Here is a 13,483-nt window from a genome sequence, read left to right on the forward strand (position 1 = left end):
CAAACTCCCCTTCTGACCGTTATGCCATTAACCGCAGACGTTTCTTCTCTTTGTTTTCCTTGCGCTGCAGCTTGCGCAGCGCCCGACTGTACCGCTCCTCTTCGCTGAATACGCAGCCGCAGTAAGATTGGCGATAGAGTCCCATCTCCTTGCTGATATCGATTCCCTCCTGCCAGCCGACACGAAAGTCCTCGTAGTAAAATGCAACACCGTATCGCTTCGCAAATTGTTCCGCAACGGAGCGCATGAGATCATGCTGCTGATAAATGCTGTAAAAGAGCGTAGATGTGAACGTATCAAAGCCGTGTGCTGCAGCATAGCGTGCCGTTTCCTCCAACCGCCATGTATAGCACATACGGCAGCGGCCTTTGCGCGTCCCCTCCGCCGGCAGCGCCCGTTTCAGGAACTCACGCATTGCATATTCCTCGTCTGCGATAAAGGCCATCTGCGAGAGCTCGGCAAATTTCCGTGCATTTTGCAGGCGTTCCTCCCACTCCTGATAGGGGTGGATATTGGGATTGAAGAAGTATCCTGTGGGCTCGATTCCATCAGAGCGCAATTTTTTTAGAGGATAGCAGGAACATGGTCCGCAGCACATGTGCATGAGCAGATTCATCTCAGAGCAGTTCTCCTTGTCTGTCGTCGTTTTGTGGAAATGGAATACCCATATGCTCGTATCCGCCGCGCGTGACAATGCGGCCGCGTGCTGTACGTGCGATAAACCCCAGCTGAATCAGATAGGGCTCATAGACATCCTCTATGGTCTCCGCCATCTCGCTGAGCGCCGCTGCCAGCGTCTTTAGCCCGACAGGGCCGCCGGAAAACTTTCGGATCATGACCTCTAGCATATAGCGATCCTTGTTCTCGAGACCTCTTGCATCGACCTCGAGCGCTGCGAGCGCCTCGATGGTCCCTGCCTTCGATATGACACTCTCTCCCGCCACCTGTGCGATATCGCGGACACGCTTCAGAATGCGGTTCGCAACGCGCGGCGTTCCACGTGAGCGGCGCGCAATCTCGAGTGCCCCCTCGCGCTCAATGCAGACGGAAAGTATCTCCGCCGTGCGCTCGATGATGAGCAGCAATGCCTCCGGCGTATAGTATTCCAAGCGCGACTGAATGCCGAAGCGATCACGCAGCGGTGCCGAAAGAGCCCCCGTCTTCGTCGTTGCACCGACGAGGGTAAACGGCGCAAGATCCAGACGCAAAGAGCGCGCACTCGGTCCCTTGCCGATGATGATGTCAATGGCGTGATCCTCCATCGCAGAGTAGAGAATCTCCTCAACATGATGGGAAAGCCGATGAATCTCGTCGATAAAGAGAACATCGTGCTCCTGCAAATTGGTAAGCAGAGACGCAAGATCCCCCTGACGTTCAATGGCAGGAGCCGAGGTTTGACGGAAATTCGCCCCCATCTCATTCGCTATGATGGCGGCAAGTGTAGTTTTGCCAAGTCCGGGCGGACCATAGAGGAGCACATGATCCAGCGATTCGTTGCGCGAGAGCGCCGCCTGTATGAATTTGGACAAATTCGACTTGACCTTGTCCTGTCCGATGTATTCGTTCAGACGCCGCGGGCGGAGGCTATACTGCCAGCCGTCCGTTGACTGTTCTTCGAAGGAGCTGATTTCCTCATCCTCATACATATCGCTCATCGAACTCCTCCTTTCTCAAAAACGCTGCAGCTCTGCCAATGCATAGCGAATCAGTTCCTCCGTACTCTCTCCATCGCTCTTTTTCTTAAATACCGACTGAATCTCGCTCTGCTGGAAGCCGAGGCTGAGGAGCGCCTCCGTTGCCTCTGCGGCCATGTCCCCCATGCCGTCGCCGATCTCCGTTATATCATTCGTATCGGTAGCCGCATCAAAGGACGTGGATGCGAGCTTGTCCTTGAGCTCCAAGATGATCCGTTCGGCGGTCTTTTTCCCGATGCCTGGGAGCTTCGTGATCGCCTTGACATCCTTCTGATGGATCATACGGTAAAAGTCGTTTGCCGTCGTTGCCGAGAGAATCCCCTGCGCCACCTTTGGCCCGATTCCGGAAATACCAATCAGATGCTGAAAGAGGTCATACTCCTCCTGCGAAAAGAATCCATAAAGAAGAAGCGCATCCTCTCGTACATGAGTGTGCACATAGAGCATGACCTCCTCACCGACGGAGAGATGCGTGCGTGTTGCGTGCGATATGAACACGCGATAGCCGACATCGCGGACATCCAAAAAACAGTAATCCGAAAATACATGCGTCACCTTGCCGCGCAAAAATCCAATCATTGCTCCCTGCTCCTCAATCTAGATGCGATTGCGCCATGCAATGCTGTCTACACAGTGCGCGGCACTGATGGCGACGGCAAGTGCGTCCGCCGTATCGTCCGGATGGGGCGGCGCGGGAAGGTTCAGCAGCTTCGTCACCATGTATATGACCTGTTCCTTCGTCGCCTTTCCATAGCCCGTCACAGACTGCTTGACCTGCAGCGGCGTCCGCTCCACAATCGGAATATTGTTCTGCGCCGCCGCGAGAAGGACGATGCCGCGCGCCTGCCCGACTGGAATCGCCGTCGTGACATTCCGGTTGAAAAAAAGCTGCTCTACCCCCATTGCATCGGGGGAATACTTTTGAATGAGCGCTTCCAGTTCTGTATATATTTTCAGCAGGCGTTTTTCCACCGCCATCTTGGATGGTGTTGTAATGGCGCCATAGGAACGGGCACGCAGACGCGAACCTTCCTGCTCCACAAAACCATAGCCGCAAATGGCAGTTCCAGGATCGATACCGAGTACTAACATCTTCTCATTCTCATGGAATCGCTGATAAAATGAAGTCCATCAGATTGGTATAGATTTTTTGTCCTATCAAGGAGACAAACCGGACGCATAGCAGAGGCTATGTGGAGGATTTGTCGACGATGAGAGGGCGAAAAAGATGCGCCAAGGTGATGGTGCTGAATTTATCAGTGCTTCCTTTAAAAAGAGTGCAGACACAAAGCGTCTGCACTCTTTTAAGGAATCCTCCGCTTATTCATCCATTTCGTAGTTGCTGTAGACATTCTGGACATCATCATTGTCCTCGAGCGCGTCGATCAATGTCTGCATCTTTTCGGCATCCTTGTCAGCGAGATGCACTGTCGTGTCCGGCACCATCGTCACCTCGGCAGATGCCGTCTCAATGCCCTTTTCTCCAAGCACTGTTTCAATTGCCTCGAATGCCTCCGGCTCGGCAATGATCTCAAAGACATCATCCTCCGCGCGCATATCCTCTGCGCCGGCCTCCAATACGATCTCAAGGAGGGCATCCTCATCATCGAACGCCTCACGCTCTACGATAAAGACCGCCTTCTTCTTGAACATCCATGCAACGCAGCCATCCTGACCGAGGTTGCCGCCATACTTGGAAAAGAGGTGGCGCACATCCGCCGCCGTACGGTTGCGGTTGTCCGTCAGGATGTCGAGCATGACCGCAGTACCGCCCGGGCCGTAGCCCTCGTAGAGAACCTCCTCGTAATTGCTGCCCTCTGTCGCACCAAGTCCCTTCTGGATCGCGCGATTGATATTGTCCTTCGGGATATTGTTCGCCTTGGCCTTGGAAAGCGCCAGTTTCAGGCGCATATTGCCCGTCGGATCACCACCGCCCATGCGGACGGCAATCGTGATCTCACGTCCAATCTTCGTTGTGATCTTTCCGCGAATGGCGTCATTTGCGCCCTTCTTACGCTTTATATTTGCCCATTTTGAATGTCCTGACATCGTTCGATCTCCTTCCAGACCTGCTCCGCATGGAGGAGGTCATCTATATACAAGCTGATAGTGCTTTTTCTTTCCCTTTTTGACAAGTACGGTGCCGTCGGTGAAATCCGACTCCTGCAATACGTAGTGTTCGTCCGCAACACGGACATCATTCAGCGTAAGCCCGCCCTGCTGAATCATACGGCGTGCCTCAGCCTTCGAGGGGAATACGCCGCCGCACGTGAGCGCATCCACGAGTTTTTCGCCGATCTCCACATGAATCTGCGGGAGCTCAGCCGTCATGCCGCCGCCAAAGAGGGTCTTCGCGGTCTCCTGCGCCTTCCGCGCCTCCTCTTCGCCATGAACGATCTTGGTCGCCTCATAGGCAAGGATTTCCTTGGAGCGGTTGATCTCCCGCCCCTCGGCAGCCGCAAGACGGCGCACTTCCTCCATTGGGAGATAGGTGAGCAGGGAGAGACAGATCTCTACATCGGCATCATCGATATTGCGCCAGTACTGGTAGAAGTCATAGGGCGAGGTCTTTTCTGCGTCGAGCCAAAGCGCGCCGCCTGCCGTCTTGCCCATCTTCGTACCGTCGCTCTTCGTGAGCAGCTTGTTCGTGAGCCCGAATACCGTGAGATTTTTCTTGCGGCGGCAGAGCTCCACCCCAGCGATGATATTCGACCACTGATCGTCTCCGCCCATTTCCAGCTTGCAGCCATAGCGTTTGTTGAGCTCGAGGAAGTCATACGCCTGCATGATCATATAGTTGAACTCGAGGAAGGTCAGCCCCTTCTCCCAGCGCTGCTTATAACTCTCGGCAGCAAGCATGCGGTTGACGGTAAAATGTGCACCGACATCACGCAGCAGCTCGATGTAGTTGAGCTTGCGCAGCCAGTCCCCGTTATCCACCATGATTGCTCGATCATTCGAGAAGTCAATGAAGCGCGAGATCTGCTTACGGAAACAGTCGCAATTATGGCGGATGGTCTCGTCCGTCATCACCTTGCGCATGTCCGTGCGCCCCGAGGGATCACCAACGGTTCCGGTGCCGCCTCCCACGAGACAGATCGGACGGTGTCCCGCACGCTGCATGTGAGACATCGCCATGAGCGCGATCAAATGACCAGCATGGAGGCTGTCTGCCGTCGGATCGAATCCCGTATAAAAGGAAATTTGTTCCTGACTGAGCAGCTCGCGCAGCCCATCCTCATCGGTGCATTGTGCAAGAAATCCGCGTTCCTTCAGTATGTCAATGGCGTTCAATATACTACCTCTTTCTTAGGCTTCCTCAGTTCTGCCCTTTTTCTACGCCCATCCCAGGTTCTGGCGCTTCTGCGGACGCAGGAGATGATATGCGCGATGGTGCAGATGTGGAGCGATCCGCTCCGCTCTTATTTGAGTTTGAAGACGTCGACTTCCCTGCATCCTTCCCCTTATCATCCGTTTTCTTCTTCGCGTCTTTATCTTTTTCCGGGTCTTCAATCGAAACATCCGAATCAGACGAGGCGGAAAATGCGGGGGAACCCTCGAAATTTCTTACGGGAAGTCCCGCATGGGCTTTCAGCATGAAGGCCTGCCATATAACGGCGGGTGTGGTTCCGCCTGCCATGCCGTGCAAATCTCCTACGCTGTCATTGCCGATCCAGACACCTGCCACGAGATCCGGCGTATAGCCGACGAACCATGCGTCATGATAATCGCTCGTCGTTCCTGTCTTGCCCGCCGCAGGTCTCCCGATGTTGGCGCGCGTTCCCGTACCGCGTCGGATGACATCTTCCATCATCGCCGTCATTGTGGCGGCATTCGCTGCAGAGATGACACTTTTTTCCTTCCGCTCCGCCTCCTCGAGCACCTTGCCCGTGCGCGAGACGACGCGGAGGATGGCAACCGGCTGGACATGAATGCCGCGATTCGCAAACGTACCATATGCGCTCGTGAGCTCCAGCGGTGTGACACCGCGCGTCATACCCCCCAGTGCGATGGCAAGATTGCGGTCATTCGTCGCGCCGTCGAGCACAAACGTCGATATGCCCATCTCCTGTGCATAGTAGATTGCCTTATCGATGCCGATGTCCTGTGCGATGCGCACCGTCGGGACATTCAGCGACCAACGCACGACATCGCGCAGCCGCACCTTGCCCGAGAAGTTGCGGCTGTAGTTCTGCGGTTCCCATCCACCAATCTTCAGCGGCTTGTCGTCAATGATGGAATCCGGCGTATACTTATTCTCGAGTGCCGCAGCAAAGACAAAAGGCTTGAACGCAGAACCGGGCTGACGCACTGCTTGCGTCGCACGATTGAACTGATCCGTGCCGCGTCCGCCGACCATTGCGCGGATATATCCCGTATGCGGATCGATGGCGACCAAAGCCCCCTGCGGCTGAACGATGCCATTTGCGTCCGTAAAGTACGTAGGAAGATTCTGCATGGCGCTTTCCGCAGCGGCTTGGAGATCCATATCGATGGTGGTATAGATCTTGAGGCCATCCTTATAGATGGCATCATCGCCATATTTCTCCGCAAGCTGCTGCAGCACATAGTCGACAAAATATGAGGGGCCGTTTCCGCCGTCGTTATTGCTCTTTGCGATGGAGAGCGATTCCTTCTTTGCAGTGTTTGCTTCGCTCTCCGTGATATAGCCATACTTGACCATCTGATCGAGAACCACAGCTTTGCGCTCGGTTGCGGCTTCGATGTTGTTGATCGGAGAATAGTAGTTCGGACTCTTGGGAATGCCCGCCAGCATGGCGCATTCATTCAGCGTCAGATCCTTGACGTCCTTGCCGAAATACGTGCGTGCCGCAGCCTGAACGCCATACGCTCCCTGACCGAAATAGATCTGGTTCATATAGAGCTCGAGGATTTCCTGCTTGGTATACTGACGTTCGAGCTGGAGTGCAAGAAACACTTCCTGAATCTTTCGTTTCAGCGTCCGATCCTGAGTTAGATAGGCATTCTTGGCAAGCTGCTGCGTGATCGTAGAGCCGCCCTCCGTGACCGTGCGGCCACGAATATTTGCCCAAACGGCGCGGACAATGCCGCGGGGATCGATGCCGATGTGCTCGTAGAACCGATTATCCTCAACGGCAATAAACGCATTCTGAAGATCCTTCGGAATCTCATTGATCCCGACCGGTCTGCGGTTCTCAGCCGCATGGATATTGGCGATTTCATTGCCATGGATGTCGTAGATCTGAGACGATGCCGGCGGCACAATATCCTCCGCGAGATTTGGTCTGGTATTCAGACTTGCCGTGAGGAATCCGCAGCCGACGCCGATGATCATGACAAACAGGATCAGACCCATGACGAGAATTGCTTTTCCAAGAACGGAGCCGTTATTTGACTTCTTTGTTGCTTTTTTTTCGCTTTTCTGCATAGATACCTTCCTGTCTGGATGTCTCTCCACTGCGCATACTGTGTCCAATTCTCCTTATTTTAACACAAACTGCAAATTTTGTAAGGATATTTTGTCAAAAATGGAGCCGCATGCTGTCAGAATCGCCTATTTCAGTTCCACAACAGTCGCTCCGGTGCCACCTTCGGAAATATCCGCAAACGCAAATGACAGTACGGAGCGATGATGTTTCAGATACTCCTGCAGCCCTTGCCGCAGGGCACCCGTACCCTTCCCGTGAATCAAAAGGATCTTGGAGAGCCCCGTGAAAACAGCGTCATCGATAAATTTTCCAAGCACGGATTCCGCTTCGGACACGGTCATGCCGCGCACATCGATCTGCGGTCGGATCTCCGCCGCTTTTCTGGAAATCGATGCCGCAATGCGCACCTTCTCCACACGCGGCTTTGGTGCTTTCCGTTTGACAAATCTGCATGCGCTCATCTTGACAATCGTGCGCAGTCCGCCCACTTGAACAGCAAGCTCGTGCCCCTGAACGGAGAGCACCGTCCCCTCCTGTGCGAGGCTGTCAATATAGACAATATCGCCGGTCTGAATGTCATCGGGGCGCACGGGTTTGCCGACCGGAGTACTGCGCACTGTATGTGCCGGAACGTACGCCTCATCCAGTCTGTTTCGGGCTTCCTGAATCGCCTTGCGGCGCTCCTTGACACCGTGATCATCGAACTGATCCTTGAGTGACTTGATCGTTTCCTCTGCGCTGCGCCGTGCCTCGCGCACGATGTTATTTGCCTCCTCGCGCGCCTTGTGCAGGAGCTCCTGCCGAGAAGCGGCAAGTGTTTCACGTTCGCTGCGCAGGCGTGCCTCGACAGCTGTTATTTCACGCTCTTTGTCATACAGTACACGATTCCTTGCCTCATAGTCCTTCTTTTCCTGTTCGAGTTCATTGACAACGCGTTCGAAATGCGTATGCTCCTCATTGACATAGATTTCTGCACGCGCAACAATCTCCTGCGGCAAACCGAGCTGCCGACTGATCGAAAAGGCATTGCTCGCTCCCGGAATTCCGATCAGGAGGCGATAGGTCGGACGCAGCGTCTTTAAGTCGAATTCCACCGAGGCATTCTCCACGCCCGTTTGTGTGTAGGCGTAGGTCTTCAGCGCCGCATAATGCGTCGTTGCAAGAACTGCAATATCACGCTGCAAGAAGTGCTCGATAATGCTGCGCGCAAGAGCAGCACCCTCATCGGGATCGGTGCCCGCCCCGACCTCATCCAGCAGGATCAGGTCGCCCTGCTGCGCCTTGTCGATGATGCGGACGATGTTCCTCGTATGCGCCGAGAAGGTGGAAAGGCTCTGTTCAATGCTCTGCTCGTCTCCGATATCCGCATAGATATTGGGATAGACGGGAAGTTCCGAATCCGGCGCCGTCGGCAGGAAGCAGCCAGACTGCGCCAGAAGTGCCAAGAGTCCGAGCGTCTTCATGCTCACGGTTTTGCCGCCCGTATTTGGTCCCGTAATGAGGAGTATGGAAAAGTTCTTGCCGAGCTCGATATCAATTGGTACGACCTTATCCTTTGAAAGCAGCGGATGCCGCGCCCGCTTTAATCGGACAACACCGTCCCGATTCAGCGTCGGCGGATATGCCTCCATCTCGCGCGCAAGACCCGCACGGGCAAAGATAAGGTCAATCTCCGCGAGAATCTCACAATTTTCCGCGAGAATCGCGGCGGACTGTGCAATCTCCCCCGAGAGCTTCTGCAAGATGCGCTGAATCTCCTGCTCTCGTGCAAGCCCCATCTGCCGCACGGTATTATTCAGCTCTACCGTCGCCAACGGCTCCACGAAAAGCGTTGCACCGCTTGACGATTGATCGTGAATCACACCAGGGAAATAATTGCGGTATTCCTGTTTGACGGGAATAACGTAGCGCTCATCGCGCACGGTGACAATCGCTTCCTGAAAATATTTCTGATTCGCCGCATCGTGCAGGATGGCGGACAGCCGATCCTTTACACGTGCCTGCGCCGTATGGAGTTCGCGCGTGATCCTGCGCAGCTCAGGGCTGGCATCATCGCGAAAATTCCCGTGCTCATCAATCGTATCCTTGAGATGACGCTCCAATGTGCCAAGGATTTCAATCGGTCTTGCCATATCCTTGAGGAGCGAAACATCCTGCACGAGATCGCGAAAAAAATATTTCACATTCCGCATGCCGCCCATTGTACTCATAATGGAACGAAGTTCATCGAGCTCGAGAACGGAGCTCATTGTCGCCTTTTTCAAGATTGCACGCAGATCGTAGATCCCTCCGAAGGGCGGCGACTGCATCTGTTGAATCTGTACCGCCTCCGCCGTTTCCGCATGGAGTCGCACGACCTCATCGTAGTTGCCGGACGGTATGACACTGCGGCAGCGCTCCTTACCGCGTACGGAGGCGGCAAATGATGCCAGCCAATTTGTGATTTTCTCGTACTCCAAGACCTTGAATGACTCAGTGTCCATAGATACCTCTTATAAGATTCCGCGGAAATAGTGACCGCGTGTAATATCATTGCCCTCCTGCATACGCAGATACTGCTCATCTTCTTCCCTGAGCGGGCCTTTGTGCCGCATTGCAGCCCGATACATCCGAATAATGCCCGCCAGCTCATTGACCGGCATCCCGCGCCCCTCAATCCGCAGCGTTGCCACGCCCATATGGAGAAACTGATGCACATAGGGCAGCAGGGATAATTGCTTGCTGTTCAAGATGTGCATACGGCAAAATTGATCGGTCATCACGGGGAAATCCACGCCCTTGCGGTCACGGAGGTAAAAGTCCTGTCTGCGGCAGGGCATCGAGCATTTCCCCGTATCGAGATTCCCAAGAAAACTGCCCAGGACGCAGTACTCCGAAATCATAAGCGGGAGACGTCCGCTGACAAGAGCCGTGAGGGGCATGGGACTTGCCTTTACAAGGCGCTCCATCTGTCTGCCGTTGAGTTCGGGCGAGAGCGTTGCTTCGCCGAATCCATATGAATAGAGAAAATCCAGTGCAGACGGGTTATAGGAGATCATCGAATAATCCGCATGGAGCGTAACGTGAACGCGCTCGCGTGCAAGGAATGCCGTACCGATGTGATGGACGTGCAGCGCCGACGGCAATTTCTCTCCAAAGCACTCAAAGAGACGGATCAGAGCCGCCTGCTCGTCCCCGCGCACAATGCGGGGCGTGTTGTAGTCGATCCGCACGCCGCATTCCTGTGCATAGTCCCATGCAGCTTCATAGTCCTTCGGATGCAATGAAATACCGCGGAGAGATTCGCCTCCGTAGAGAATGCCGTCCGCACCAGCGGCGACAGCCGCCTTCATCGCCGCCAGATCATCGACCGCAGCCATCAGCGCGGCGGGAGCTGGCAGCTCTGTTTTGTGTCTTACCGGCATTGCACTATTTTTCGCGGCAATCCGCACGGTATCGCTTCGCTTTTGCTGAAAACGATGTATGCGAAGCTCCTCAAGTGAGGCAATGGCAGAGCGGCGCAGATTATTCAGTTCGCTGACGGGCACCATCACAGCATCGTCCATCTCACAGGACAGTTCCGCAAGAGAAAACAGTGTTGTTCCGAGTCGTCCCATCTGTTTCTGCACAGTCTCGATGGTGAGCGGGCGGTTGTTCGCCCGCGCGACAACATAGTCACTCTCGCTGTCCACAGCGTTCCCCGCATCATCCTCAATGTGGAGGCGCAGCTTTTCTCCGAGTCTTGCGTGAAGAACGGCACGAAGCGGGATTTTTTCGCTGTGCGCAACATCATAGGAATGTCTTGCCGCATCCATGAGGTTCGCATCATAGACCTTGAATACACGGTCATTCATATGCACCTTGCCACAGATGACGAATGACACTGTATCTCCCGCGGCGGCTTCACTGCACTCTTTTCCCTGTGCATTGTATAAATGCTCGATCTCAGCGCTGACACGGCCGCCGACCTTCACCCAAAAATCCACCTGATCTCCGATGGCGAGTTTTCTGGACAGCTTCACCGTGACACGGTGCGAACTACGGTCATACGCAGAAACGCGCCCGATCAGGAGGCCGCGGTTGTTCGGCCGTCGATCGCTCATCATATATTTGCCTTGGCGTTTTTCCATATACGCCGTTGTAAAGTCACGATTGAACACCTGCGCCAGATGATCGAGATCCTCTGCGTCAACGGGGGCACTCTCGCGATGGAGATAATGGTCGATCGCCTTGCGATAGGTATGCACAATCGTTGCGACATACTCGGGGCGCTTCATGCGTCCCTCGATTTTCAGCGAATCAATGCCCGCATCAAGCAGCTCAGGGATGAGTTCGATCGTATTCAGATCGCGCGGCGAGAGAAGGAAGTTCCCTGCCGACTCCCCAAGTACATCCTTTCCATGGGCATCGACCAATGTATAGGGCAGACGACAAGGCTGCGCACAGCGCCCGCGATTGCCGCTGCGGCCGCCGATCATGCTGCTCATCAGACATTGCCCCGAGTAGCAGACGCAGAGCGCGCCATGCACGAACGACTCAATCTCAGCGCGGCTCTCTGCGCAGATGTGGCGAATCTCTGCAATGGAAAGCTCGCGCGCCAGTACGACACGCGAAAATCCAAGTTCCTCCAGCGCCCGAACACCAGCGAGATTATGTACCGTCATCTGGGTACTCGCATGCAGCGGAAGCTGCGGAACGACCTCCTTCGCGACGCGTACAGCACCGAGATCCTGCAATAGCACAGCATCTGCGCCCACATCGTAGAGAAAGGCGAGATATTCTTTTAACCGCGGAAGTTCATCACTGTCGACAATCGTATTGACAGCAACATGTACCTGCACATTTTTGAGATGTGCGTGCCGAATGACCTCCGCCATCTCATCCTCATCAAAATTGGAGGCATAGGCGCGTGCGCCGAACATCTTTCCAGCAAGATAAACTGCATTTGCTCCGTTTTCTACGGCAGCGAGAAATGCTTCCTTCGTTCCCGCAGGAGCGAGTAATTCAACCAATGACTTCAATCCTTTGCATCGTGTGAGAACACAGAGACATTCTCTCCATCCGTCCCGCCATCGTCGTCCCCGTCTTCATGCTCGATGACATCTGCTGCAGCGCGCATTTCCTCGAAGAGGCGCAGCTGGTCATCGTCCAGCGTATCCTTGACATCGTCCATCTCCGGGAGTTCAGGAAGATCCGCAATCTGCTCGAGCCCGAATGCGCGCAGGAACAAATCCGTCGTTCCGTAGAGAATCGGACGCCCGATCACCTGCTTGCGCCCCATTTCACAGATCAGCTCGAGTTCGAGCAGCCGTCCAATGGAACGCTCAGCGCGCACCCCACGGATATGCTCCACTTCCTGCTTTGTGATCGGCTGCTTATACGCAATGATGGAAAGCGTCTCCATTGCCGAAGACGAGAGTGTCGGCTGCACCTTTTCGGACAGCTTCTTCACCCACGGAAAGGCGTTTGGATGTGTCACGAGCTGATAGCCACCTGCCGATCTTCGCAGAAAGATGCCGCTCCCGCGCTCCGAAAGGATATGTTCCAGCTCGGTTAGTGTTTCCTGCACTTCCCACTCGGGTGTCTCAATGATTTCAGCGAGTTTCGGTACGGAGAGCGGAATTCCAGCAGCGAACAGAACGGCTTCCAATATGCCCGCCCGATTAAGAGACTGCACGGCTCCCCTCCTTTGCCGAAATGACGATTTCATAGTAGAGATGTTCCTGGGAGATATAGACCATCTGCATTTTTGCAAGTTCCAAAAGTGCCAAAAAGGCGGACAGAAGCTCCTCGCGCGTTCCCGTTGGAAACGCCTCATTCAATTTGATTCTGCCGTTCCTGTGCCTGAGCAGCTCGAGAATATCCGTCATCTTGTCCTGCACGCGATATTCCTCTGCCGATACAACAACGGCGGGAATCACAGGCTCTTCTCGTACGCGTTGCACATCCGCAAAGATGCGCATAAGAGCCTCTGCTGAAAGCCCCATAATCGGCAGCCGATGTGCGGGGAGCGGCATCGGCGCGCGCTCCACATACGGGCTCTGGGCATCGTTCAGGAAGAATAGTATGGACGAGACCTCCTTGAACCGACGATATTCAAGCAGCCGCTCCACAAGCTCCATGCGCGGATCTTCCTCCTGATCTTCCGCTGCATCGCTCTTCGGCAGCAGCATACGCGATTTGATCCGCAGGAGCGTCGCCGCCATCACGAGAAATTCGCTTGCATATTCAATATCAAATTGATACAACGTATCGATGTGGTCCAGATATTGACGCGTCAAATCCGCAATAGGGATGTCATAGAGATCAATTTTATTCTTTTCGATCAGATGCATGAGCAGATCCATCGGTCCCTCAAACGCATCCAATTTGACAAGATAATCTGCCGCCATAGACAGT

11 protein-coding genes are annotated in these 13,483 nt (G+C 54.5%); all 11 read right to left on the minus strand.

Features of this window, described 5'->3' with window-relative positions; genetic code table 11:
- Positions 1–19: 19 nt before the first annotated feature.
- Positions 20–616 (minus strand): epoxyqueuosine reductase QueH, encoded by a 597-nt coding sequence (locus H1B31_RS09305; protein WP_009440124.1) that lies wholly within the window; start codon positions 614–616, stop codon positions 20–22.
- A gap of 1 nt (position 617) precedes the next feature.
- Positions 618–1,655, minus strand: a complete 1,038-nt coding sequence (gene ruvB, locus H1B31_RS09310) for a Holliday junction branch migration DNA helicase RuvB (RefSeq protein WP_185980114.1) — start codon at positions 1,653–1,655, stop codon at positions 618–620.
- A 15-nt stretch (positions 1,656–1,670) separates the two neighbouring features.
- On the minus strand, positions 1,671–2,273 hold the full coding sequence (gene ruvA, locus H1B31_RS09315) for a Holliday junction branch migration protein RuvA (protein WP_185980115.1): 603 nt from the start codon (positions 2,271–2,273) through the stop codon (positions 1,671–1,673).
- 18 nt (positions 2,274–2,291) lie between these two features.
- On the minus strand, positions 2,292–2,786 hold the full coding sequence (gene ruvC, locus H1B31_RS09320; protein WP_009440121.1) for a crossover junction endodeoxyribonuclease RuvC: 495 nt from the start codon (positions 2,784–2,786) through the stop codon (positions 2,292–2,294).
- Positions 2,787–3,014: 228 nt separating this feature from the next.
- Entirely contained in the window at positions 3,015–3,743 is a 729-nt protein-coding gene (locus tag H1B31_RS09325; protein ID WP_009656683.1) for a YebC/PmpR family DNA-binding transcriptional regulator, read from the minus strand.
- A gap of 39 nt (positions 3,744–3,782) precedes the next feature.
- Complete coding sequence (gene tyrS, locus H1B31_RS09330; RefSeq protein ID WP_404828660.1) at positions 3,783–4,988, minus strand: tyrosine--tRNA ligase; 1,206 nt, start codon at positions 4,986–4,988, stop codon at positions 3,783–3,785.
- A 25-nt stretch (positions 4,989–5,013) separates the two neighbouring features.
- Positions 5,014–7,104 (minus strand): transglycosylase domain-containing protein, encoded by a 2,091-nt coding sequence (locus H1B31_RS09335; protein ID WP_185980116.1) that lies wholly within the window; start codon positions 7,102–7,104, stop codon positions 5,014–5,016.
- Between the two features lie 126 nt (positions 7,105–7,230).
- Complete coding sequence (locus tag H1B31_RS09340; protein ID WP_185980117.1) at positions 7,231–9,588, minus strand: endonuclease MutS2; 2,358 nt, start codon at positions 9,586–9,588, stop codon at positions 7,231–7,233.
- Positions 9,589–9,597: 9 nt separating this feature from the next.
- The gene (locus H1B31_RS09345; protein ID WP_185980118.1) at positions 9,598–12,096 is read right to left on the minus strand and encodes a U32 family peptidase; all 2,499 of its coding nucleotides are present in this window, start codon (positions 12,094–12,096) and stop codon (positions 9,598–9,600) included.
- 5 nt (positions 12,097–12,101) lie between these two features.
- Entirely contained in the window at positions 12,102–12,761 is a 660-nt protein-coding gene (scpB, locus tag H1B31_RS09350) for an SMC-Scp complex subunit ScpB (RefSeq protein WP_009440113.1), read from the minus strand.
- Entirely contained in the window at positions 12,748–13,476 is a 729-nt protein-coding gene (locus H1B31_RS09355; protein WP_185980119.1) for a segregation and condensation protein A, read from the minus strand. Before H1B31_RS09355 ends, scpB begins: the two co-directional genes overlap by 14 nt.
- Positions 13,477–13,483 lie beyond the last annotated feature (7 nt).

Source organism: Selenomonas timonae, assembly GCF_014250475.1.
Taxonomy (GTDB): Bacteria; Bacillota; Negativicutes; order Selenomonadales; family Selenomonadaceae; genus Centipeda; species Centipeda timonae.